This window comes from Rhizobium sp. N122 (assembly GCF_002211295.1).
Classification (GTDB): Bacteria; Pseudomonadota; Alphaproteobacteria; order Rhizobiales; family Rhizobiaceae; genus Rhizobium.
This window is the reverse complement of sequence record NZ_LOKU01000019.1, coordinates 1-23,113: the sequence shown is the minus strand read 5'-3', so window position 1 is coordinate 23,113 and position 23,113 is coordinate 1. Positions and strand designations below refer to the sequence as shown.

Annotated in this window: 20 protein-coding genes and 1 pseudogene; 8 read left to right on the top strand and 13 right to left on the bottom strand. The window is 60.1% G+C overall.

From position 1 onward, the window contains the following. Positions 1–19 precede the first annotated feature (19 nt). The 7 genes from ATY75_RS15305 (at position 20) to ATY75_RS15275 (ending at position 8,823) form a co-directional block, all read left to right on the top strand. On the top strand, positions 20–934 hold the full coding sequence (locus ATY75_RS15305; protein WP_088938220.1) for a cytochrome c: 915 nt from the start codon (positions 20–22) through the stop codon (positions 932–934). Between the two features lie 157 nt (positions 935–1,091). Then, positions 1,092–2,201, top strand: coding sequence for a helix-turn-helix domain-containing protein (locus ATY75_RS15300; protein ID WP_088938219.1), 1,110 nt, complete (start codon positions 1,092–1,094; stop codon positions 2,199–2,201). A gap of 175 nt (positions 2,202–2,376) precedes the next feature. Further along, positions 2,377–2,784 (top strand): response regulator, encoded by a 408-nt coding sequence (locus ATY75_RS15295; RefSeq protein WP_088938218.1) that lies wholly within the window; start codon positions 2,377–2,379, stop codon positions 2,782–2,784. Between the two features lie 33 nt (positions 2,785–2,817). After that, positions 2,818–3,213 (top strand): response regulator, encoded by a 396-nt coding sequence (locus ATY75_RS15290; RefSeq protein WP_088938217.1) that lies wholly within the window; start codon positions 2,818–2,820, stop codon positions 3,211–3,213. Between the two features lie 175 nt (positions 3,214–3,388). Next, complete coding sequence (locus tag ATY75_RS15285; protein ID WP_088938216.1) at positions 3,389–4,408, top strand: chemotaxis protein CheB; 1,020 nt, start codon at positions 3,389–3,391, stop codon at positions 4,406–4,408. A 61-nt stretch (positions 4,409–4,469) separates the two neighbouring features. After that, positions 4,470–8,447: a CheR family methyltransferase gene (locus ATY75_RS15280; RefSeq protein WP_245317581.1), complete on the top strand. Its 3,978-nt coding sequence runs from the start codon at positions 4,470–4,472 to the stop codon at positions 8,445–8,447. Next, complete coding sequence (locus ATY75_RS15275) at positions 8,440–8,823, top strand: response regulator (protein ID WP_088938215.1); 384 nt, start codon at positions 8,440–8,442, stop codon at positions 8,821–8,823. Before ATY75_RS15280 ends, ATY75_RS15275 begins: the two co-directional genes overlap by 8 nt. A gap of 25 nt (positions 8,824–8,848) precedes the next feature. On the opposite strand, the gene ATY75_RS15270 is transcribed toward ATY75_RS15275, so the two are convergent. From ATY75_RS15270 to ATY75_RS15215, 12 genes and pseudogenes are all read right to left on the bottom strand, one after another. Beyond that, positions 8,849–9,112 carry a hypothetical protein gene (locus ATY75_RS15270; protein WP_088938214.1) on the bottom strand — a complete coding sequence of 88 codons (264 nt, stop codon included), beginning with the start codon at positions 9,110–9,112 and terminating at the stop codon, positions 8,849–8,851. Between the two features lie 135 nt (positions 9,113–9,247). Further along, positions 9,248–9,670, bottom strand: a complete 423-nt coding sequence (locus tag ATY75_RS15265; protein ID WP_088938213.1) for a c-type cytochrome — start codon at positions 9,668–9,670, stop codon at positions 9,248–9,250. Beyond that, positions 9,645–10,547: a cytochrome c oxidase assembly protein gene (locus tag ATY75_RS15260; RefSeq protein WP_088938262.1), complete on the bottom strand. Its 903-nt coding sequence runs from the start codon at positions 10,545–10,547 to the stop codon at positions 9,645–9,647. Before ATY75_RS15260 ends, ATY75_RS15265 begins: the two co-directional genes overlap by 26 nt. Then, positions 10,544–11,146 (bottom strand): cytochrome c oxidase subunit 3, encoded by a 603-nt coding sequence (locus ATY75_RS15255; RefSeq protein WP_088938212.1) that lies wholly within the window; start codon positions 11,144–11,146, stop codon positions 10,544–10,546. The genes ATY75_RS15260 and ATY75_RS15255 overlap by 4 nt, the downstream gene beginning before the upstream one ends. Next, positions 11,143–13,056 carry a cytochrome c oxidase subunit I gene (ctaD, locus tag ATY75_RS15250; protein WP_088938211.1) on the bottom strand — a complete coding sequence of 638 codons (1,914 nt, stop codon included), beginning with the start codon at positions 13,054–13,056 and terminating at the stop codon, positions 11,143–11,145. Before ctaD ends, ATY75_RS15255 begins: the two co-directional genes overlap by 4 nt. Continuing rightward, on the bottom strand, positions 13,053–14,036 hold the full coding sequence (gene coxB, locus ATY75_RS15245) for a cytochrome c oxidase subunit II (protein WP_088938210.1): 984 nt from the start codon (positions 14,034–14,036) through the stop codon (positions 13,053–13,055). The genes ctaD and coxB overlap by 4 nt, the downstream gene beginning before the upstream one ends. Then, positions 14,033–14,626: a c-type cytochrome gene (locus ATY75_RS15240; RefSeq protein ID WP_088938209.1), complete on the bottom strand. Its 594-nt coding sequence runs from the start codon at positions 14,624–14,626 to the stop codon at positions 14,033–14,035. Before ATY75_RS15240 ends, coxB begins: the two co-directional genes overlap by 4 nt. 16 nt (positions 14,627–14,642) lie before the next feature. Continuing rightward, on the bottom strand, positions 14,643–17,045 hold the full coding sequence (locus ATY75_RS15235) for an FdhF/YdeP family oxidoreductase (protein WP_088938208.1): 2,403 nt from the start codon (positions 17,043–17,045) through the stop codon (positions 14,643–14,645). Between the two features lie 222 nt (positions 17,046–17,267). Continuing rightward, positions 17,268–17,792, bottom strand: coding sequence for a sigma-70 family RNA polymerase sigma factor (locus tag ATY75_RS15230; RefSeq protein WP_088938207.1), 525 nt, complete (start codon positions 17,790–17,792; stop codon positions 17,268–17,270). 382 nt (positions 17,793–18,174) lie between these two features. Then, on the bottom strand, positions 18,175–18,414 hold the full coding sequence (locus ATY75_RS15225) for a hypothetical protein (protein WP_190241362.1): 240 nt from the start codon (positions 18,412–18,414) through the stop codon (positions 18,175–18,177). Positions 18,415–18,818: 404 nt separating this feature from the next. Then, positions 18,819–19,786: pseudogene (locus ATY75_RS15220) on the bottom strand (DUF3618 domain-containing protein); the annotation flags it as partial. Next, on the bottom strand, positions 19,786–20,202 hold the full coding sequence (locus ATY75_RS15215) for a phage holin family protein (RefSeq protein ID WP_088938206.1): 417 nt from the start codon (positions 20,200–20,202) through the stop codon (positions 19,786–19,788). The gene ATY75_RS15215 and the pseudogene ATY75_RS15220, both read right to left, overlap by 1 nt. Positions 20,203–20,263: 61 nt before the next feature. Between ATY75_RS15215 and ATY75_RS34610 the strand changes: the two genes are divergently transcribed. Continuing rightward, positions 20,264–20,665 (top strand): hypothetical protein, encoded by a 402-nt coding sequence (locus tag ATY75_RS34610; protein WP_190241361.1) that lies wholly within the window; start codon positions 20,264–20,266, stop codon positions 20,663–20,665. 425 nt (positions 20,666–21,090) lie between these two features. On the opposite strand, the gene ATY75_RS15205 is transcribed toward ATY75_RS34610, so the two are convergent. Continuing rightward, positions 21,091–22,116 (bottom strand): HWE histidine kinase domain-containing protein, encoded by a 1,026-nt coding sequence (locus ATY75_RS15205; RefSeq protein ID WP_088938205.1) that lies wholly within the window; start codon positions 22,114–22,116, stop codon positions 21,091–21,093. Positions 22,117–23,113 lie beyond the last annotated feature (997 nt).

Below are 23,113 nucleotides of genomic sequence, written 5' to 3'. Positions count from 1 at the left end.
AACAATCTGCGGGTTCGAGATGCTGAAAGGTGCCCGGCTATTTCTGATTGCCATCGCTGCGATCCTCATCGTCGTCTCCACGACTTGGCTGCTGACCAAGCCGCACCAGCCTTTTTCTGCTGACGATCCGAGGCTGACACCAGGAAACGCCGAGCGCGGCCGGCTGGTGTTTGCAGCGGGCGGCTGCGCCTCGTGTCATGCGTCTCCCGGCCAGCCGGATCGCTTGAAATTGGGGGGCGATCTGGCGCTGGCCTCGCCCTACGGGACCTTCAGGATCCCCAATATATCGCCTGACCCCCTGGCGGGCATAGGATCGTGGTCGGTCGCGGATCTGGCCAATGCCCTGGTAGCCGGCGTATCGCCGTCAGGGCAGCATTATTATCCGGTCTTTCCCTACCCGAGCTATACCGCGATGACGCTTGACGACATCCGGGATCTCTACGCCTTCCTGCATACGCTCGAGCCGATTGCCGATCGACCGCAACCGCATGACTTAGCCCTGGCGTTCCGCATCCGGCGGTTCGTGGGCTTCTGGAAGTTTCTGTTCTTCCACGAGCGCCGATCCGAAGGCCTGCTGAACGGTGATCCCGTGCACGATCGCGGCGCTTATCTCGTGGAGGTGCTCGGCCATTGCGCCGAATGCCATTCGTCGCGCAACATCTTCGGCGCGATAAAACCGAAAACACGGCTTGCCGGCGGAGTGAGTTCGGAAGGCGTCGGTTTCAACCCGAACATCACGCCGGAGGGCATCGGCTCATGGTCTGACAACGATATCGTCGAAATGCTCAAAAGCGGCAAGACGCCGGATCACGGCTATGTCGGCTGGTCGATGGCAGACGTCGTTAGAAATACATCGGAATTTTCTGATGCCGACCGCGTCGCTATTGCCCGATACCTGAAATCCCTGCCGCCGCGCCCCACGCCCCATCCTTAGCGACAGATCTGCTGTCGGAAAGGCGCTTCCCAATCGTGGTCTCTCCCACGGGCGTCACCGACCGCAATTTCGCGATGATGGATTGGGGCGAGATGGAACAGGTCGCGACCCCAGACGTTTCGTCTCGAATAAACCATCGCGTCAGGAGGTAGGCGGCATGAATTCGGCTTGCGATGAGCCGGCCAGGGTCGCGCTCGTGGTCGAGGACGATTACGTCCTTGCCAGCGACCTCGCGTCCAAGCTGTCAGACGCCGGAATGAAGATCGTTGGGCCGGCGCCAAACGTACAGCGTGCGCTGGACTACATCCACGATTCCGCGCAAATCGACGTTGCAGTCCTGGACATCAATCTCGGTGGCACGATGGTGTTTCCTGTTGCCGATGCGCTGACCAAGCGCAATATCCCTTTCTTTTTTGCAACCGGCTACAGCCGGGATGTCGTTCCTCCCCGTTTCGCCGATCGGATCTTCGTCGAAAAGCCGTTGGAAATGAGGGAAGTTTATGACGCCCTTTCCGACTGTCGAAACCAGGAAATGTCATCGGGGGAGCAAAAAAACCTTGTCCTGTCGGCGCTTTCTCCGCCTGAAATAGAATTGATCACGCCGCATCTGAAGCCGGTTCGGCTTGTTCAAGGCGAGATCCTAGAAAAGCAGTTTTGCGAGACTTCAGCGGTTCGCTTCATCGAAAGCGGCGTAGTATCGCTGGTCGCCGTATCCCTTGAGGGCTCACAGGTAGAGGCCGGCCTGATCGGGCGTGAAGGCATAACTGGTACGGGGTTGCTCGAAGGCGATTGGCTCACGCCTTATAATCTTATCGTGCAGATCGAGGGGTCTGCTCAACGCATCGACGTCGACAGCTTCCTCCGTGTCACGCGCAAGGCGCCGCAATTGCGCTCTCTTTCATCGTCGTTTGCCAGATCACTCGGAATCCAGATCGGCTATACCGCCTTGGCCAATGGCCGATATTCCATCGAGCAGAGACTGGCACGCTGGCTGCTGATGCTCAGTGATCGCGTGGACAGCCAGGTCCTCAATCTTACGCATCAATATATGTCTTTCATGCTCGGCGTCCGGCGGTCCGGCGTGACAGGTGCCCTCCATGTTCTGGAAGGTGAAAAGCTTATCAGGTCCGTACGAGGAAAGGTGATTATCGTCGATCGCGACGGCCTCATCCTCAAGGCTCACGGGTCCTATGGGATACCCGAGGGGGAATACCAGCGCTTGATGGGGTTTTCATTGAGGATCCCCGGAGAACGTCGCAATGAATAAGGCCGATCACGACGCGACGTTTGCGGTCTGCCCATCCTAAAGGCGAAGATGAAGTCCATGGTCTCCCCCACGGTCAGCAGCTCCCACCTCCGTAGAGTCCCGCAGATATTTAATCCGGTCGACCGGCGCAACTTTTGCCTTCAGCAATAGTTCGGCAGCCAAAGGAGGCCAGATCATGCAGAACTCGCTTTCCCTCGCAGGGCGCTTCTACCTGGTCGTCGAAGACGAGTATCTTGCGGCGTCGAGCATGATGACGGCGCTTGAGGACGAGGGCGCCGAGGTCGCCGGACCCGTCTCGAATGTTGCAGGTGCCTTGGAGCTTGTCGGCGAGCGGGCCTTCGATCTTGACGGGGCTATACTTGATATCAATCTACGAGGAGTGATGGCTTACCCGGTCGCCGAGAAGCTTGCAGAATACAGGATACCATTCGTATTTGTTACCGGTTACGAGTGTGGTTCCTTGCCGGAGCATTTCAAGGCGATGCCTTGCCTCAACAATCCATGCAATGAAAAAGAACTACTGGTGGTGCTTGCCGGCCTGCCAGCACGCCAGAAGCGGCCTGGAGTGCATCCGGTGACTTGATGCAGAACTCCCGCCTCGTTGCAAAGGTGCCCGGTGGAAAAAAGTAATCTAGCGAAACTCTTTTCGGGAAAACGCGTCCTGATCGTTGAAGACGAATATTTCCTTGCCGACGAGACCCGCCGAAAGCTGGAAGACCTAGGCGCGGTTGTCATTGGACCGACGTCGAACGTCAGCCGGGCCCTCGATCTTATCGACAGGGAACATATCGATGCGGCGATCCTGGACGTTTATCTCGGTGACGAGCTGGTATTTGCCGTCGCCGATGAACTGGAGGCCCGAGATATCAACTTCGTCTTTGCCACCGGCTACGACCCCGCCCACATTCCGGTGAAGTACAAGGGGTTTGCGCTCTGCGAAAAGCCAGCCGAGCTCGAGCAGATCGCCGTCGCACTTTTTCGTCCAGCCGACGGTTCCGAACGGCTGAACTGATCGTTTGGCCGCGGAACTTCCCTTGAAGGCAGAAGGCCGATCTCCCGACGGTTGAGGTTGCTGTAGAGCTTCCCAGCTCGGACCTTGGTCCCTAAAGAATCGAGGCTGACTGAGCTGCCCGCGGAACTATGAGGCCTCGCCGACTGTTGAGCATGATCATGAAAGGTCAAAAGTCATGTCAACTGCGACCAAGGATATCATCGCAATCGGCGGATCGGCGGGAAGTGGCGCCGTCCTCAAGACGCTGGTTGCTGATTTGCCCGCCGACCTTCCGGCAAGCGTCTTCGTCAGCACCCATATTCCTGCAAACTCTCCCGGGTTTTTGCCGGAGATGCTGGCGGCCAGATGCAAGCTTCCCGTGACGCAAGCAGTGGATGGCCAGCCGATCGAGCGTAGCCATGTCTATCTCGCAGCCCCCGATCGCCACCTGCTGCTGATGGGCGAAACGATAATGTTTGGAGCCGGCCCTCGGGAAAACATGGTTCGGCCTTCGATCGATCCGATGTTTCGTTCCGCTGCCCTGTCATTTGGTCCGCGGGTCGTGGGGCTTATCCTGACGGGAAAGCTCAACGACGGAGCGGCCGGACTCCATGCAATCAAATCCAATGGCGGTACGACCGTCGTGCAGCATCCTCTCGATGCGGAGGCGGATCAGATGCCGCTGGCGGCACTTGAGGCGGTGGAGGTCGATCATGTCGCCTCGGCCGCTGAACTCGGCAGGCTTCTGACCGGGATCGCGGGAAGCGACGCGGGGCCGGAACTTGATGTGCCGACCGACGAGTTGCGGCTCGAGGTTGAAATCGCTGCAGGGTCGCGAACCGGCAGTGCCGAACTTCGCAAGATCGCATCGCCGACCGCCATAACCTGCCCGGACTGTCACGGGGTGCTTTCGGAGGTTCGGGGGTCCCGCCCTCTGCGATTTCGCTGCCAGATCGGCCACGCCTATACCGCTGACGCGCTGGCTGCGCATATCGATGAGCTTGACGAGGCGATCAGGATTGCCATGCGGGTGATGGAGGAGCGCGTGACCCTCGTGGAGCGCATGGCGCGTGACGCGCGTGAGACCGGTCGCACCGCTGTTGCCGAACTCTATGAAGCGAGAGCCATAGAGTATAAACACTATTCCGCAACCCTGCGCGACGCCGCCTTGACGTCGCTGCGACACGGTCGCGCGTCACGTTTCCAAGACGTCTGATAAAGGTGTATCTTTATGCCGTGCCGAACGTTTAAGGTCGGTGCAACACAGGCATGGATCGATGATGGCGTACGACGAGCAGGATAACATGGAACAATCGGCGGGCGCGCTGGAACGGGATCAGCACGAACAGCCGCTCGTGATCGTCGGCATTGCAGTTTCGGCCCAGTCGCTCCGCTCGCTCGAACAGATATTCTCGGAAATCGGTGTGGATCTGGGCGCATCCTACCTTGTGGCGGTTTATCAGCAGGAGGGTCTCAGTGCCGCGGCCGTCCTGGAAATGCTCGGCCGACAGGAGAGACTGGCGGTGTCGGTGGCGGTGGATGGAGAGCGCATCCTTGCCAACCATATCTACGTCGGCGGCTCCGACGATATGATGACGTTGGAAGACGGTCAAATTCGCATCCGGCCGGCCTCCGAACCCGTCGGCCATCGTGGCACGATCGACACGATGTTGATTTCGCTTGCGGAACACGCCCACGAGCGCGCCGTTGCGGTGGTCCTTGCGGGGCTAGACAGTGACGGTACGGCTGGCGTCGCTGCAACCAAGAAGTTCGGCGGCCTTTCGATCGTGGAGATCGGCGAAAGCGAAAATGGACCTCTCGAGGAAGGCAGGGGGGCAGCGGCGATTGCGGATCTGCGTCTGCAGGCGCAGAGCATTGCAACGCAGATCGCGCTTTATGCCAGCAATGTTATCGAGGAAGAAGAGGCGGGACTGGACGAGGAGGCGTCCGGCGCGATCGAGGCGCAGATTACGCAGATCGCCACGGTTCTGCGCAATGTCACCAGCCATGACTTCCATGGATACAAGCGCGGGACATTCACGCGCCGCATCCAGCGACGCATGCAGGTGCTGCAGATCGGCAACATCGATAACTACATCGAGCGGTTGCGCGCCAGCCGTGACGAGGTTCAGAACCTCTTTCAGGACTTGCTGATCGGCGTTACGCAGTTTTTTAGAGATCCCGGCGAGTTCGACGCGCTTGAGCGCGAGATTCCGAGACTGTTCGAGGGCAAGGAGCCGACCGACCAGCTGCGCGTCTGGGTGCTCGGTTGCGCGACCGGCGAGGAAGCCTACTCGATCGCAATGCTGCTGCGCGAGCATATGGCAACCATGGACTACCCGCCTGATGTGCAGATATTTGCAACCGATCTCGATGCCCGGGCTTTGGGTATTGCGCGCGCGGGCCGTTATTCGGCTGCGATAACGTCCCAGGTCCAGCCGGAGCGGCTCGCTCGCTGGTTCGTGCGTGAAGGCGACACTTATTGCGTCGTCAAGGAACTGCGGGAGATGTGCATCTTCTCGCCGCACAACATCGTCAAGGACGCGCCGTTTTCCCGCATCGACATCCTGTCGTGCAGAAATCTGCTGATTTACCTCGACGGCGAGCTGCAAAACAGGGTTATTCCGATCTTCCACTTTGCCCTCAGGCCAAACGGTCTCCTGTTTCTGGGCTCGTCGGAGAATGTCACCCGCCACGCCAAGCTTTTTACGCCCGTCGACCGTAAAAACCGCCTGTTTCGACGGTTGGAAACGGCGACCCGCATCATTCCGGATTTCCCGCTCAGCCCACGCCCGCGCAGCCCCGACCATCCGCTCTCGACACCCGCGCCCATGCTGCAGACCGGCCGGCTGTCGGCAACCATCAGCCGGCAGGCGGAGGTCGTCGCCGAGCGCTTCGCGCCCGCCTATGTGGTCGTCGATTCCCACTATGACGTGCTGCATTTCTCCGGACGCACCGGGCGCTACCTCGAGCCGGCATCGGGAACGGCGACGCTCAATCTCTTGAGCCTTGCACACCGCGATCTCAGGCTCGACATGCGGTCTGCCTTGCAGCGTGCCGCCACCGAAGCCGTCAAGGTTGAGGTTCCCAGAGTGCTGCTGCGTCAGGATGATCGCACCTACGCCGTTAATATTATCGTCGAACCGCTCGGCAGCGGCGACGTCACCTCGCTGATCGTGCTGTTTCAAGACGCGGGGCAGGTGGCCGAGGGAACGGCGCCTGACGGGGGACGGCTGACAAGCGAAGAGCATGTCCAGCGGCTGGAGACCGATCTGCGTGTGACGCGTGATCGGCTTCAGGCGACGATCGAAGAATTGGAATCCACCAACGAGGAACTCAAATCCTCCAACGAAGAATATCAGTCGATCAACGAAGAGCTGCAGTCGGCCAACGAGGAGATGGAAACCTCGAAGGAAGAGCTTCAGTCTGTCAACGAGGAGCTGCAGACCGTCAATGGTGAGCTCGCCCATCGTGTGACCGAACTCGATCGCACCAATTCGGACTTGAAGAACCTCCTCGAGGCGACGCAGATTGCCACCGTTTTCCTCGACAATGACCTGCGCGTCAGGAGTTTTACGCCGGCAGCGACGGAAATCTTCCATCTGCTCGACACCGACGTCGGCCGCCCGCTCGACCATGTCGTATCGCGCGTCACTTATCCGGAGTTGCTGGACGATGTTCGTCTCGTCCTCAGAACGCTGGTGCCGGTCGACCGGAAGGTCAGCGACCCTGCCAATGACCGGCACTACGCCGCCCGCGCGCTGCCCTATCGCAGCGTCGACAATTATATCAGCGGTGCTGTCGTCACCTTCACAGACCTGACTGCGACCTATGAGGCGGAAGTCGCGCTTCGACGCAGCGAGGAACGCCTGCAGCGCGTCTTGGAGACGGATGCGGTCGGAGTATTTTTTCTCAATCAGGACGGCGTCATCTTCGATGCCAACGACGTGTTCTTGAAAATGTCCGGCTACAGCCGCTCACAAATGGAGCGCTCTGAGTTGCACTGGCGCCGGCTAACGCCGGATGAGCATCTAGCCGAGACCGAAGCGCAGATGGAAGCCGTCAAAGAGACCGGCAAGATCGGGCCATATGAGAAGGAATACTTCCTGGCTGACGGAACGCGTCGCTGGATGTTGTTTGCCGGACGCGATCTCGGCGACGGCACGATCGCCGAGTTCTGCATCGACATCTCGGCACGAAAACAGGCCCAGGCAGCTTTGCGGCAGGGGGAGGAGCAGTTCCGGCTGTTTGGCGAAGCCTCTTCCGACGTGTTGTGGATCCGTGACGCAGAGACGCTGCAATGGGTCTATCTGACCCCGGCTTTCGAGGCCATCTATGGTGTCGACCGCGAGCAGGCCATGACCGGCAACAATTTTCGCAGCTGGTCCGAACTCATCATTCCCGAAGACCGCGAACAGGCACTTTCCGAGATCCGCAGGGTGCGGGATGGTGAACGTGTGGAGTTCGAATACCGCATCAGGCGCGCCTCGGACCACGAGATTCGCTGGTTGCGCAGTGCCGACTTCCCGCTTTTCGGAGAGGACGGCAATGTCAAGCAGATCGGCGGCATCGGCCGCGACATCACCGATGAGAAAGCCTCGGCCGACCGAACCAAAGTCCTGGTCGGCGAGCTCCAGCATCGCACGCGCAACCTCATGGCTGTCGTGCGGTCAATGGCCGACAAGACAATGCGTTCGAGCACCGATCTGGCGGATTTCCACGAGAGATTTCGCGACCGCCTTGATGTGCTGGCGCGGGTGCAGGGCTTCTTGTCACGTCTGCAGGAGGGCGACCGTATCACCTTCGACCAGCTCATCCGCTCGGAACTGGCCGCTCACGGCGTGCCGGAAGGGGAGACGAACCGCATTACGTTGCAGGGTCCCGAAGGCGTCAGGCTTCGCTCGACCACCGTTCAGACGATGGCATTGGCGATGCACGAGCTTGGCACCAATGCCGCCAAGTACGGAGCGCTCAGCCAGCCCCAGGCGCATTTGGCGATCAATTGGCGGGTCGAACAGCCAGACGGAAACGGCAAGCCTTGGCTGCATGTCGACTGGCGGGAGAGCCGGGTGAAGATGCCGCCGGCCAATTCCGGGCCGCAAGGGGGCGGCCAGGGACGCGAACTGATCGAACGCGCGCTACCCTATCAGCTCGATGCAAAGACGTCCTACACAATTGGCGATGACGGGATCCATTGCATGATCGCAATCCCGGTGTCTCTCAGCAATTTGAGCGAGGATGACGCTTATGGCTGATGGGGTACTGCGCGGTTGCCATGTGCTGGTCGTCGAGGACGAGTTCATGCTCGCGGAGGATCTGTCCCTGGAACTGGCTGATGCCGGGGCCGTGGTGATCGGCCCGGCACAAACACTGGAGCGTGCGGTGGAGCTGCTGGCGAGGCCGGATGCGCTTGACGCAGCCGTGCTGGACGTCAACCTGCAGGGTAAGCCGGTATACCCGCTTGCCGATGCGCTCTTTGAGCGCAAGGTTCCGTTCGTCTTTACGACAGGCTATGACGCGTCTATCTTGCCGGCGAGGTTCCGGTCAGTCGATTGCTGTTCCAAACCCATTGATATGGGGCGACTGTTGGAAGCCTTGCAAACCGCTATCGTCACCGCACGAGCGGGTTGAGCCGGCGCGCTATCAATCATTGCATCTATGAGGCCGGAGTCGTCCGGCTGATGCTCGTCTCCCGCTCTCCTCGCAACGCAAGCAGTTCGGCTTTGAGCCTGTCCAGGTGAGCAAGATGCATGACCTGTGACTCTTCGAAATTCACCAGAAGCCGTATCGCTTCCGTCGCATCGACGCCGCGATCGGTCATTTCAGCCACGATCTCCCGCTGCCTGGCAATGTGTTGTCCGCCCAGGGCAACATGCTCTCGTGCCTGCTGCAAATGTTTTTCTACCATTGCCCTTTCCATGCTTGAGCTCCTTCTTCCTCCGACATCATGCGCCCAATCTCGCCCTTAAGAAACGATAATCCGCTGATCCCAATGTCGGGGCGCTGACGGAAAAGCTGCCGGCTGCCAAACGCAGAATGGCAACGTTGGTGTGCGCTAGCGCGCGTAGAGATAGGCGGCCAGGTCGCGCGCCTCCTGTTCGGATATTCCGGTGGGTGGCATGGCGGTCTTCGGAGAATGGGTCTGCGGGGCGACGATCCAGTCAACGAGATTGTCGGCCGAATTGTTGAGCACACCGGCGATATAAACCCGCTCGCGCAGCCCATTAAGATCGCCGCCGACCTTGCCGTCGGCACCCTCGATGCCAGGGATCGTATGACATCCGGTGCATCCGTATCGGCGAAAGATCATCGGCGCGCGGGCCGGATCGCCCTTCGTCATGGCGACAGCGCTGGCTCGTCTTTCGGATCGCTCACGATAGTCGTTGGTCAAAGCCAATGCCGCAGTCAGGCTCAAGACACATGCGCCTACGATGATGAACGAACGAAGGGAATTACTGGGCGATGATGTGCGTTCCACCTGCGCCTCGCTTTCCAGAGCCCTTGATCCAAAGGGCGATTAACGCCAGTGCCACACCAGCATAGATGACCCCTGCCGGAACCCACATCACCAGGCCTGCCATTTGCTGGTCTTCAAACGGCGAAAGCCCCCATTGCGCCGCCCCTTGTGTCTGCAGGCCATAGAGCACCTGTGGCGAAAGCGCGATGAGGGCGCCAAGGATGCTCATGTGCAGCATGGTCAGGAAGAGATGCCAGGCGGCGAGCCCCCTGTGGGTCTTCCAGATGACGGACCACCAGAACAGGATGGCGGTTGTGAAAAAGCAAAGATGCTGCAGCCGGTGAAGAGGGACGCTCCCGACGGCGGCGTCAAAGAGGACAGGCGCGTGCCATGCCCAGATCGCCAGCCCATGGACGACGGTCGCCACCGTGCCGCTGCTGAGAAAGGTCCATGTCCGCCGTAGTGCGTTTGTGGCAAGAACCTGAGCTGCCCTGCGCCTGACCATCCTTGGAAGTCCCCAGAGCAGCATCGCTGCCGGGCGCGCTAGAACGATGAGCGGCGCGGAAACGGCCATGACCAGTTCGTGCTCGATCATGTGGGCGGTAAACAGCTGTTCGCCCAGCCAATGCAGCGGCGAGACAAGTGCACCGGCAAGCACGAGCCAGCCGCTCCAGAAGGTAACAGCCCGATGCGCGAAGGCACGGCGGCCAGCGGGCGATCGGGGTCGGAAGCGAAGGCTGCCGCAGGCAAAAAGGACAGCGCCAAGAGTAAGTGGCGCAAGTATCCAGGGATCGGCCGTCCATGCAAGTGAACTCGCGTGGGAATGGCCTTCATGCCCGAGTGCCGGCTGGCTTGCCGCAATGGCAGCAAGAAACGTGAATGCGCTTGCTGTTCTCATAGCCGCGGCACCCAATAGATGCATCCGTAGATGGGAAGCCAGGTCAGGACGACAAAGTTCCAATAGAGCGCGTTGTCCTCGACGTCGCCGTAGCGCCGTGGATTGTCAGCGTGTTTTGAGAACATCAGGCAGGCGAGGACGACGGTATCGACGAGGTCGGTGACGATGTGGGTCGTGTGCAGGCCAAGCATGGTCCAGACGATCGATCCATAGGCATCGTCGTCCCAGCTGACATGAAGGGCAGGAAATTCGAAGGCGCGAGGGATAAGGGGAAGAAGGCCGAGAATAGCCATGACGATCAGTCCTGCCCGCACCTTGCGAAGGTCTTTCTGCTTCGCCCACCGCGACACCAGAATGTTCGGCACAACACTGGCGACAAGCAGCACGGTCAGGATCGTTCCGGCGGTAAGGTCCGGAGGAGGGGCTTCGATCGGCCACTGTGGCGCCAGGCTCATCAGATAGAAATAGATGGCGATCGAAAGCGCAAATCCCGTGCCTTCGATCAGCATGAAGGCGCTGGTGCCCCAGAAGGTCAGGCTCGCACTGCCCATGCCATGGAGGGGAAGATCCGACAGATCGAGCGCCATGCGTTCTTTCATGACTCGTCCTCCGGCGTTTGCTTGGGCCAGAACCATCCGGTCAGCGTAATCGCCACGGGGATAGCACCCCAGATGACTGCCCATGGGCTGAAGATCGAGGCAATCAGCATGATGCTCGTGGCAATGGCTGCCAGAAACGGCCAGATAGAGTCGGCGGGCGAGGCCTCCCGGGCTTCCGGATCCGCCGCTGCGACGCTGCTGACGATCAGTTCGCGCCGGTCGAGCCGCAGGCCGGTTGCGACCGGCAGCGTCTCGCCCGACGTCCAGAGCGGCTCGCGGGATTCGACCACTGGAATATGCCGGAAATTATAAGGGGGCGGGGGTGAAGGCATCGCCCATTCCAATGTCGAGGCGTTCCAGGGATTGGAGCCGGCCTCCGGGCCATGGCGGACACTGCGCAGGACGTCGATGAAGAAGATCAGAAAGCCGGCGGCGAGGATGACGGCACTGAGGCTGACGAAGAGGTTAAAGCCCGCCCAGGGCAATTCCGGCGGATAGGTGTAGACGCGCCGCGGCATGCCTTGCAGGCCGAGAACATGCATCGGGAAGAAAGTGAGGTGGAAGCCGGTGAAGATCAGCCCGAAGGCCCAGCGGCCGAGCGTCTCGCTCATCATCCGGCCGGTCATCTTCGGGAACCAATAGTATATCGCACCGATGAGCGGGAAGACGGAACCGCCGATCAGCACATAGTGAAAATGCGCCACGACGAAATACGTGTCGTGGACCTGCGTATCGAAGGGCACCGACGCCACCATCACCCCGGTCAACCCGCCGATGACGAAGGTGATGAGAAAGCCGATGATGAAGAGCATTGGTGTCTTGAAGATGGGGCGGCCGTCCCACAATGTTGCCAGCCAGCAGAAAATCTGGGTTCCTGCTGGAATGGCGATTGCCATGCTCGATGCGGTGAAGAAACTGCTGCCGACGCGCGGCAGGCCGGCAACGAACATGTGGTGTACCCAGAGACCGAAGGCGAGAACGCCTGTCGCGATCATCGCCAGCACCAGCGGCAAATAGCCGAAGGTCGGGCGCTGCGTGAAGGTGGAGATCATCGCCGAGACCATGCCGACGGCGGGCAGGAAGATGATATAGACCTCCGGGTGGCCGAAAAACCAGAACAGATGCTGCCAGAGGAGAGCGTCGCCGCCTTCGGCCGGATTGAAGAATTGCGTGCCGACCAGCCGGTCGAGAATGAGCGACGAACTGGCGAGCATGATCGCCGGCATGGCCATGATGACCAGAAATGCGGTGACCAGCATCGACCAGACGAAGATCGGGATCCGGTCGAGCGACATGCCAGGTGCGCGCAGTTTGAAGACGGTCACGACGATTTCGACGGCAACGGCAAGGGCTGAGACCTCCGTAAAGGTGATCATCTGGGCCCAGATGTCTGCCCGCTTGCCAGGGCCATATTGCGGTCCCGCCAGGGGCACGTAAGCAAACCATCCGACATCGGGGGCGGTGTCGAGGGCGAGCGAAATCCATAAAAGCAGCCCGCCGGCGAGAAAGATCCAGTAGGAGAAGGCATTCAGCCTGGGAAAGGCGATGTTGCGGGTGCCGACCATCAGAGGAACCAGATAGACGGCCATCGCCTCCATCACCGGCACGGCAAACAGGAACATCATGTTGCTTCCGTGCACGGTGAAGATCTGGTTGTAACGGTCTGCGCTGATGAAGCGGGCCTCGGGGAAGGCGAGCTGCAGGCGCATTGCCAGCGCCAGAACGCCGCCGAGCATCAAAAAGACGAAGGCGGTGGCGATATAGCGCCGCCCGATGATCTTGTGGTCGACGGTGGAGAGAGCGCCCAGCACGCCTGTCGGCGTCGACCAGGTGCGCCGGAGGGCGGCTTCGGCCTTTTCGTCGCCGGCTGCCAGATCGGTAGGGGAGGGAATTTTGCCGAACCACCTCATCGCAGGGCCTTCATATAGGCGCTCAATTGGCGCAGCTCTTCGCTGGAAACCGGGACCAGCGGCATGTTGTTTCCCGGCTTCAGCGTTTGCGGATCGGCAATCCACGCGGCAACTGATCCCCGCGTATTGTCCAGCAGTCCGGCGGCGATCATGCTCCGGCTGCCGACATGAGTGAGGTCGGGGCCCGTGGTGCCCGAAGCCTCGGTGCCGCGGATCGTGTGGCAGGCGGCGCAGGGCTTGCTCATGAAGACGAGCTTTCCCGCCGCGGCTTCGCTATCTGCCGGAGCGGCCGCCGCGCCCCTTTGCGCTTCCAGCCACCGGGCGTGGTCATCGGGCTCCTCCGCAATAACAAGCAACGCCATATGGCTGTGCTGAAGGCCGCAGAATTCTGCGCACTGACCGCGGTAGACCCCGGCTTTGCTTGCATGGAGCGTCAGGGCATTTTCGCGTCCGGGAACCAGATCCTGCTTTCCCGTGAGGTTCGGCACCCAAAAGGAATGGATGACGTCGCTTGCCTCCAGGCGCAGGCGAACGTCTGTCCCTACCGGTATATGCAGCTCGTTGGCGGTCTGAAATGTCCTTGCCGGATCGGGATCGAGGTAAGTGAACTGCCACCACCATTGCTGGCCCCGGACGAGGATCGTCGGGGGATCTGCTTTCCCACGATCGAGACCGGGCGTTGCGTAGAAGCTGGCAGCGGTCAGGAAGGTGATGACGACGAAAGTTGCAACCACTGCGCCGGCGACGACCCTGCCCATGGAACGCTCGGTCTGCGGACGCGGCCTGTCTGGGGCGCCAGGGCTTCGGACCAAAGCCCAGGCCATGACGCCCATGACCAGCACGAAGACGATGCCGCAGACGGCGACGAACAGAATTATGAGGTTCTCGAGCGCCAAGGCGGACGGCCCATCGGCATCCAGCGCCGATTGGGTGCCCGCACAGCCGGAGAGAAAGAGCACGCATGCCGGAGCAATTTTCAAGGCTGGACACCTCGATCAGAGCGGACTCCAGCCGGTCCTTCCTCGAAAAGACCCGCGGCCGGAGCGCGGTTTTCGGATGGTCTCGTATGTTTGTCGTCGTTCCGGCTCGGGGCGGTATAGGATGCGGAATAGGCACCGATCGTCCTGACATAGCCGGCAAGCTGCCAGATCTGGTCGCTCGTCATTTTATTCCCGTAAGATGGCATGCCCTGGGGCCGGCCGTCGCGAATGGAGGCCACGACCGACACCATTTCGGAACCGTAGAACCACCACCCGTCGAGAAACGAGGGCCCGGTTCCACCGCGTCCATCTCCATGGCAACTAGAGCAGCCGAACCAGGAATAAAGACGCTTGCCCTGGCTCAAATCAAAGGCCGTCGCCTCATAGGGTTTGCCGAGCGCGAAATAGACATCGGGCGGCGTGCCGCCGATGCGGTCGGGCATCAGCTTGAACTGATCGAGAGCGGTGGTGACCGGCGGATCGGCCCGGTACTGGCGGGGGTGTCTCGCCCAACCGATCGCCGCGCCGATAAGCAGCATGCAGAGGAGAGTTCCTGCCGCAATCCAATGGAGACGTCTGCTCTCGCTCATCGCCGCAGCTCTTGGATCAGGATGGCGAAGGGGCGTCGGAGAGGCTGAGGCTCACCGGCAACAGCTTGTAGGATGGGGTCTTGGCTTTCGCATCGTGGTGGGCCAGCGGAAAAAGCGGATTGGCCTCCGGGTAATAGGCCGCGCAGCATCCCGCTGGCATATCGTGTCGGGCGACCCTGAAGCCGGTGACACGGCGCACCGTGGCGTAATCGATAGCCGTGGTCAGGTCGACGACGTCACCGTCCTTAAAACCCAGCCGCTGGATATCGTCTTCGTTCATGAAGACGACCTTCCTGGTGCCATCGACACCGCGGTAGCGGTCGCCATAGCCGTAGATCGTCGTGTTGAACTGGTCGTTCGAGCGCAACGTCGCGAGATTGAGAACGCTGCCGGCCGCCGGATTGATGTCGAGCTCCGGAAAGAGCCGTGACGGCGTTATGAAATTGGCTTTCTTGTTTGCCGTTGCGAATTTGCGCTGCCGCGCCGGGACCGGCCGCGGAAAGCCGCCCGGCTGGAACATGCGTTTGTTGAAGTCTCTGAAGGTTTCGGGATAGGTCGCCTCGATCGCGTCGCGGATCTTCGAATAATTGCCCACCCATTCGTCCCAGGGGACCTGGCCCTTCGAAAGCGTCGCCTTGGCGATGCCGGCGATGATCGCAGGCTCCGAAAGGAGTTCCTTGCTGGCGGGCTTAGCCCTTCCGCGCGATCCGTGGAAATGCGCCACCGAGCTTTCGATGGAGACGGCTTGCGGACCGCTTGCTTGTTCATCGATCTCCAGCCGGCCGAGACAGGGCAGGAGATAGGCGATCTCGCCATGAATGACATGACTGCGGTTGAGCTTGGTGGCGATCTGGACGCTCAGGCGCAGCTTTCGCCAGCCGTCTTCCATAGCTTCCGTTTCGGGAACGGCGCGCAGAAAATTACCGCCCAGGCTGACGAAGGCCTTCGCTTCGCCCTGCATGATCGCCCTGCAGGTATCGACGGTCGAGCGGCCCTCCCAGGTCGGCGGGTCGAACTGGTAGAGTTCCGAAAGCTTGCCGAGCGGCGCCAGACCCGGCTTTTCGGTTATTCCGACCGTGCGCTGCCCCTGGACGTTCGAATGCCCGCGCACAGCACAGATATTGGCGCCGGGTTTGCCGATATTGCCGCGCAAAAGAGCCAGATTGACAACCATATGAACGTTTTGAACACCCATTACATGCTGGGTGAGCCCCATGCCGTAAATCATCAGCACGGCTTCGGCCTTGGCATAAGTGTTTGCCGCCTGGGTCATCTGTTCGCGGGTCAGACCAGACACCCGCTCTAGCTCGGCCCAGTCATGTCCGCGTGCTGCATTGGCAAATTCTTCGAAGCCCGACGTGTGGATCTGGATGAAATCATGGTCGAGCACATGTCTCCGGTCGGCTGCCGCCATGGATGCGGCAAAGGCGACCGCTGCAGCATTCGACGGATCTTTTGGCACGGCGTCGGCGCCTGCGACCTTGCTCGTTCCCGATGCCTTCAGCGCGTCGTCGGCTTCGATCAGCGCCTTGGAGACGCCGAAGAGCGCTGCAATGTCGCCGCCGTTCCTCACCTGGTAGTATTCCGAGGAGATCGGGGTCGAGCGGCCGGTCAGCATCTGCCCCGGCATTTGCGGGTTGATGAAATGTTCGAGGCCGGGTTCGCGCAGCGGATTGAACGTGACGATCTTCACGCCTCGGTCGACGGCATCCTGCAGGTCGTGGAGCATCCTCGGCGAGGAGGTGTTGACGTTCTGGGCCATATAGAAAATGCAGTCGCAGTTTTCGAAATCGGAAAGGATTGCCGTGCCGACGGAGGAGCCGATACTTTCGGGAAGCGCGACCGAGGAGCTTTCGTGACACATGTTGGAGGAGTCGGGCAGGTTGTTGCTGCCGAAGATGCGGGCAAACAGCTGGTACATGTAGGCAGTTTCGAGCGAGGCCCGTCCGGAGGTGTAAAAATCGACCTGCTGCGGAGCGACGGACCGCAGCTCTCGGCCGATTTCTTCGAAGGCCTCGGCCCAGCCGACGGGTTCGTATTTGTCGGTTGCGCTGTTCCAGCGCATCGGGTGGGTCAGGCGGCCCTGCTCCTCAAGATCGTGATCGCTCCATCCTTCCAGCTCATGCAAGGTATGGGCGGCGAAAAAGGCGCGGTCGGCACGCCGGCTGGTGATCTCCCAGGCGGTTGCCTTCGCGCCGTTCTCGCAAAACTCCATGGGATGAGGCTTGGCAGGCTTGGCCCAGGCGCAGCTGACGCACATATAGCCGTCGGCCTTGTTTTGATGGGCAAGCAGGGATGGTCCGGATCGCGGCACGTGCTCGCGCAGAAGGATCTCGCCGGTGGATCTGGCCGCTCCCCATCCGCCCGCTATATGACTGCCTTTGCCGATCTTGGGGTGTTTCTTCGATCTCGCTGACATATTCGCCTCTCGACAATTTCTGCGCAGGAATTGTGACCGACATTCCGTCACGTCGAACTCCGCCGCAGACCAACGGTTCCCCGCGGCGTTCGAGCGATGTGCGCCGGGCCGTTTCCGGTTGGGAGACGATGAGTGCCGGCGTTGCATTTGCTTCGTTGAAGATGTTGGGAAACGCCGCGCGCCAACCGGCGCTCACCTTCGATTGGCTACAGGAGAGGACGTTCAGTCGAAGCTGTTTCCGAGCATCGACAGCAATGACCCGCGGGCCCGATTAACGCGGCTTTTCAAAGTGCCGAGCCGGCAGCCGCACAGTTTTGCGGCATCCTCGTAGCTCGTTCCGGTTGCCACCAGTAGCAGCGCACGGCGCCTATCGTCTGGAAGTTGCGTCAGGGCTTGTTCCAGTTCGCGCTCGCGCAGTGCCCATTCCTGACTCGGTGCAATCGCAATCTGTTCCATCGCGGCGTCCATAGCGGTTGGCTCGCGCTTCTGGCGGCGGTAATTGGTGCAAAACGTATTTCGCATGATGGTGAACAGCCAGGATTTCAAAGACGTGCCGGGCTGGTAGAGATGGAGCGAGTTCAATGCCTTCAGCAGGGTTTCCTGCACAAGGTCATCGATATCGTCTTCGCCGCGCAGGAACCGCCGGGCAAATGCACGCAATGCCGGCGTGAGCTGGACGATCTCCGACTGGATGGCGGACGGCGTTTTGCAGCTTGACGCAGAGCTTGTCGGGAATGAGGACTTCATTTGTCCCTCCTTTGATGAGAGGGAAAGCTGCGTTGGAGCTCTTCGTTGCTGTACGATAGCGGACCAAAGTCCGATCCGCCCGACGATGACGGTTTTGCAGGACATCGGCGGCTTCGGAACCGGCGAATAGGTAAAGCCAGCAGTTCGTTTTTGACCGGCCGGAAGCATTTGGCTCGGCGGGGCGGCTGTCGACGGCGTCACCTTTACGGATGGCTGCATGGGTCGGAAACATGGGATGATGAGCTGCATGTGAACCGCAAGGGACGCGTGCCCAACACACTAATGAAAGCGAACGACGCCGCGCGACGCAATGTTTCGTCACAAGATGGAGGTGCCAGATTGTCGTATTTCAGGCAAACCGTGTCTTCCCGCCACTCGTGCTTTATACTTCTACCTCGCCATACAGTTGACCGCACATCGTCAGCGAAAGGCGCATTGCTGCCACGCGCTCTTCGGCATCTTGAGCCGAATAGGCCCATATTTCGCTCGCCCAGCTCTTTCCGCCCATCTCGTATTGCAGGGCAAACCGGTAGAGCTTGCGATTGTCGCCGTCCGTGGTCACGAAAGCCGCATCGGGAGCGTTGCGATCGTGTCTTACTCTGGGGAACATCAGGACATTCACGACATGCTCCTTCGCTGGATCTTATCAGGTGGCACCTGGCATGAAACGCCGCACCGAGGCTTAACCGAGCCGTCCGGCTTTCGTTCCCTCTCCTCGCAGAGCCGGCACAAGATGGTTTCGATTGACCGTGGACGGTGTCGGCAACGACGGACCTCTGCTGCCCGCACCTGCTGCAGGTCAGCGACGTGGACGTGGCAGTACGCTGATTGACAGTGACTTTCGCGTCAGGCCCTTCGCCCCGCGACGATTTTTGAGTTTCGAGAGATGACGTTCCTGCGCCCTCTTGATACCAAACCTGGTCGAGGCGCTGCAAAGGCCTCTTGTCTCGGGCAAAGAGGGTCTGCTTGCCCCACGGCTTGGGCCTCGTCAGCCCGGTGTCTGTTCTCGCCGCTCGCTCGTCCACCTCTCAGGGCATCTACTTCGCTCGAACGCGATCCTTAATCTCGTCATGGGCTTCCGACGCCACCTCGACGGCGCGTTCATAGACGTCCGACGCAACGGCTTTTCCGCGATCGACAAGCTCGGCGGTCTCGGCGCCCAGCGCTTCCTTGGCAGCATCTGAGGCTTCTCCCGCCAACTCATCTTCCGTTTCCGTGCTCGGTAGTGCCGCGCCGATAGCAGCGCCCACAGCAAAGGCGAGCGCTCCCCCGACCAATGGCTGATCGCGAAACTGTGTGAGGATCATGGTGTTGAGCTTGGCGGTCTGATCTTGGAGATCTGTCGCGGCAGAGGCGGTTCGGCCGGTCAACGAGCTGGCGGCACCGGCTGCGCTATCGGCAAGGCCTTGCGCGGTCGTCTTCGCCTGCTCCCATTTTTCTGCAGCCCAGCCGGATGCTGCGTCGAACATCGCCCCCGTCTCATCGAGGATTTGATTGACCTGTTTGCCGCTGGCATCGACAAAACCGCGATAGGTCTTGCCTGTCTCGTCCACAAAATGGCCGGCGCGGCGACCCGTCTCGTCCGTCAGCGCTTTCAGCTTCTGGCCGGATCCATCGCCGAAATGACTGTATCGCACACCGCCGATCGAAGCCGGTGGTCCAAGGCGGCGCACCGGCCCTTGCACGGGATAGAGGGCATATTCGGGCTCCGTCGAAGCAGAAGCGGTCGTCGACGAAGGGGCGCCTTTGGCCATAAGCCAGGCCAGACTGACGCCCATCAGTGCCACAGGAAGTGGATTTTCTTTAAGAGCCCGTCCAAGGTTCCCGACGAACGCGCTGCCCTCACTATTCCTTGCGTAGGCAAGAACCTCGTCCACCAGTTGGCCGGGCGACATTCGCTCCTGGATCGCGTCTATTCGATTTCCAAGCCGCTGCCGATCTTGCTCAATTTCTCGCTGGAGTTCGGCCGATGTTTTATCTGTTGACGTTTCCATCAGAGTTTATCCTTCACGGTTTGCACGTCACGGCCAAGCGAAGTCGTGGTTCGTTCGAGCGTCAGGTTGTTGCGTCGGAAGACGGCGAGACCGCGTGCGATCATGATCCAGGCAATGATGCCGATCACCGCGCCGACGATGATGGACGCGAGCGCATTGGCCGTCGGTTCGGCAAAGCCTTGGGCGACGAGCACCGCCGCCACACCGCTGACAATGGCGCTTAAGAGAACACCGACCGCCCCAATTGCCATGACCAGTCCGATAAGGAGAATTTCGATACCGCTCAAAGCATTCGATAGCTTTTCCGAGGCTTCGGTTTTGGCCAGATCGATTTCCTTGCGCAGAAGACCAGTGACGTCACGCAAGAGTCCGCCGATCAATTCGGACAGAGGCGTGTTTTCCGCGGGCTTAGCCATTTGACATGCCCTCCCTTTCAGAAACCGACCTCGCCGCTTCCGATGGCCCGGTTGGTCGGGCTTGATCACTCCGTTTCGAAGATGCGACCAAAAAGCGACTTGCGGTCAAACCGGCAAGCGCTGCGATTCCGAGAAAAGCCATTGGCTGCCTGCGCCCAAAACTCTCGGCCAGATTGGCGATCTCGCCGAGATCCTTGCCCTCTATCCTTTTGGCAACATTTGCGATGCTTTGGCCGATTTCGCGAGCGTAGCGGCCGACCTGCCGCTGATCAGAGGCTTCCAGTTCCGCCCCGACCTTCTCGAGAGCCTTTGCTATGCCGCTCACCTGATGGGCGGCAAAGTGCGCCTGCTCGGAAACCACCTCGTCGACCTTTTCGATGACGGCGCCGGATCCCTCCTTGATCATCTCCTTCGTCGAGTTGACATCTTCGGTGAGTTTGTTTTTCAGGCCGGTTGCCGGTGAGGCGTTCGCAGACGGACTGCGTTCTCCTGCCGGAACGGAAAATTCGTCTGTCATCGACGGCTCCATGGCGTTGATCCTCGTGGGCGCCCAACCGCGATCTTCTAGCTTTGTTCCCGCTGACGGACTGTCAGGCTCCAGAAAACCCGTGGCGTCGCGACCCTGGGAGGAATGCGCCTGCTTCAGGTATCAGCACACATTCCTGTCCCTGACGAAGCAGGGCTTGCGTCCAGAGACGCCGCCGTCAATGTCCACTCAACAGAGATTCCGCGCTGACTTATGGAGAGGACGCGGCTGACCGTCCGCGGATTTGAGATCTTGCGCGCCGGCCGCCGCCAGGTGAATATCGGGCGCCGCGCCGCGCCTGCCACATGCGAAAGAGTTACAAAGCATCGGCAGACGATATCGCCGCGATTGGAACCACCCGCTCACCCCTCGCCATGATTGGAGCCGGAATAGCTTTGAGCCTGCAGCTTCTCAAGCGACGCATCGAGCCTGATGGTAAAGCCCGTTGCAGCGTAATCGAGAAAGACATCTCCGAACGCGGCGAGGCTCGATTTCACAAGCCGGGAGCCAAAGCCCTTCTTTATTGGTGTCTCCACGACAGGCCCGCCGCGCTCTTCCCAAAGCAGGGTAAAGCGATCGTCGCCTGCGTTTCGGCGCACCGACCACTCGATCTCGACAAACCCCGTATCCACCGATAGAGCCCCGTATTTCGTCGCATTCGTCACGAGCTCGTGCAGCACGAGGGAGAAGGCAAGGGCCGCCTGCGGGGTGAGATTAACGGAAGGGCCGCTCGCTCTGACGCGGTTTGGCTCAACTGCAAGATTGATCGCCGTCGCCTCGACGATCGTCTCCATGGCCGCCGACCGCCAGTTTTTCTGCAGCAAAATATCATGCGCGTTTGCATAGGCATTGATGCGTGCCGAGATCGCTTGCTCCGCCTCCTCGATGCTGCTCGCGCTTCGGAAGGATTGATTGGTGATCGCCTGGACGACGGCCAAAGTATTCTTGATGCGATGAGAGAGTTCGTGCATCAGGACTCGCTGACGCTCCTCGTTTTCCCGCTGCTCGGTGCAATCTCTGAGGATCTTCAGGAAGCCTTCGAGTTCTCCATCATCCGACCTCAATGCCATCATCTGGCCAGACGCCCAGAATAACGAGCTGTCCTTTCGAACGTGCCAGCGCTCATCATCTCCGTGTCCTTGCGCCAGTGCGGCGGTCATTTCCTGTTGAGGAACCCCCGCCTCCCGATCTTCCTCCGTGAAAATCGCGGCCACGGGCCGGCCGATAATTTCAGTCTCGTCCCACCCGAGGATCCGGCGTGCACCTTCATTCCATGTGGTCACGAGACCATCGAGATCCACAGCAATAATCGCATATTCAATGGCGCTCTGGAGGAGTGCTTCAAGGAAGCGCTCACGAGCGCGACTGGGATGGGAAAAGCGGTTCATGATCGTGTTTCGCGCCTCATTCTCCAGGTCACGAGCGAATGGCTTTTTCGATCCTATACCGGACGCTGCCGCATTGCCATCGGAGCCCCAGCTAAGTCCATCCCTACCGATAAGCGCACTCGTCACTGGTATCGAAAAGAGGTCTCTTTCTTCTCGCCGTGGCGGAGCGGCGGCGAATTGTGAAGCATTGGCTGAAGACAATTTGAATAGGCAGGCCGCACAGAAGCGGTTGGAGAGGGAGGGGACCAAAACTTGCCTCTGCGCGGCCCGAACCCCTGCGAAGGGGTGGATCGCGAAGAGTGCAGCGCATGCGCTTTCCAGCAATCCAAGCGCCTAACCACCGTCCGCGACGGCGGTTCCCGCAAGTTCGCACGAATCCAAGATCAGCAGCTGAGGCGGACCGCACGACGACTGCGATAGGGGTCGCAGCATACAGGAGACTGATTGTCGTACGGTCCTTTTGCCTAACAAGGCCGCGGCGTCTGGGTTCCCAGCGGCGGACAGGGGGCGAGCGTGTCCGCGTCGAGACAGGAGGTTCCCTCTACGCGATCCAGGGCAACAACTCGTCCGAAGTAAATTCGGCTACGACCATCAAACTGTGAAATGTATCTTTCCCACCCTGGGTCTCCTTTGGATTCCCCTGTCATAACCAATCCCACGGTGGCCGATGGCGTTAGCGTGGCGCAGATCACCAGTTCGGCAATCACGGAAGCATCTGCTTTTTTAAAGATGATGCCTTTCAGCTGCTTGCTATGGGAGAGGCAGCTGTCCGCCCGTCACTCGCTAAATTCCGTCTCAACGCTAATATTTTGCGTGCGGATGAGGCTAGCTGCTGCTTGTCACGCATTGTTGGGAACTGATCGTCTTCCTGGATGTTCGGGGGAATTCAAATGACAGGCCCGAGGAAGCAAGTGCTGGATCATGGGCAGTTAATCAAGCGTCAGAAAGTCCTCGCCGATTTCGGGGAATTTGCGCTTCGCTCCGACGATCTGGATGC

Bases quoted from the DNA above. Each gene is read 5' to 3' on its own strand.
- ATY75_RS15305 (WP_088938220.1), top strand. From the start codon at position 20: ATGCTGAAAGGTGCCCGGCTATTTCTGATTGCCATCGCTGCGATCCTC.
- ATY75_RS15300 (WP_088938219.1), top strand. From the start codon at position 1,092: ATGAATTCGGCTTGCGATGAGCCGGCCAGGGTCGCGCTCGTGGTCGAG.
- ATY75_RS15295 (WP_088938218.1), top strand. From the start codon at position 2,377: ATGCAGAACTCGCTTTCCCTCGCAGGGCGCTTCTACCTGGTCGTCGAA.
- ATY75_RS15285 (WP_088938216.1), top strand. From the start codon at position 3,389: ATGTCAACTGCGACCAAGGATATCATCGCAATCGGCGGATCGGCGGGA.
- ATY75_RS15280 (WP_245317581.1), top strand. From the start codon at position 4,470: ATGATGGCGTACGACGAGCAGGATAACATGGAACAATCGGCGGGCGCG.
- ATY75_RS15275 (WP_088938215.1), top strand. From the start codon at position 8,440: ATGGCTGATGGGGTACTGCGCGGTTGCCATGTGCTGGTCGTCGAGGAC.
- ATY75_RS15270 (WP_088938214.1), bottom strand. From the start codon at position 9,112: ATGGAAAGGGCAATGGTAGAAAAACATTTGCAGCAGGCACGAGAGCAT.
- ATY75_RS15260 (WP_088938262.1), bottom strand. From the start codon at position 10,547: ATGAGAACAGCAAGCGCATTCACGTTTCTTGCTGCCATTGCGGCAAGC.
- ATY75_RS15255 (WP_088938212.1), bottom strand. From the start codon at position 11,146: ATGAAAGAACGCATGGCGCTCGATCTGTCGGATCTTCCCCTCCATGGC.
- ctaD (WP_088938211.1), bottom strand. From the start codon at position 13,056: ATGAGGTGGTTCGGCAAAATTCCCTCCCCTACCGATCTGGCAGCCGGC.
- ATY75_RS15240 (WP_088938209.1), bottom strand. From the start codon at position 14,626: ATGAGCGAGAGCAGACGTCTCCATTGGATTGCGGCAGGAACTCTCCTC.
- ATY75_RS15235 (WP_088938208.1), bottom strand. From the start codon at position 17,045: ATGTCAGCGAGATCGAAGAAACACCCCAAGATCGGCAAAGGCAGTCAT.
- ATY75_RS15230 (WP_088938207.1), bottom strand. From the start codon at position 17,792: ATGAAGTCCTCATTCCCGACAAGCTCTGCGTCAAGCTGCAAAACGCCG.
- ATY75_RS15215 (WP_088938206.1), bottom strand. From the start codon at position 20,202: ATGGCTAAGCCCGCGGAAAACACGCCTCTGTCCGAATTGATCGGCGGA.
- ATY75_RS15205 (WP_088938205.1), bottom strand. From the start codon at position 22,116: ATGAACCGCTTTTCCCATCCCAGTCGCGCTCGTGAGCGCTTCCTTGAA.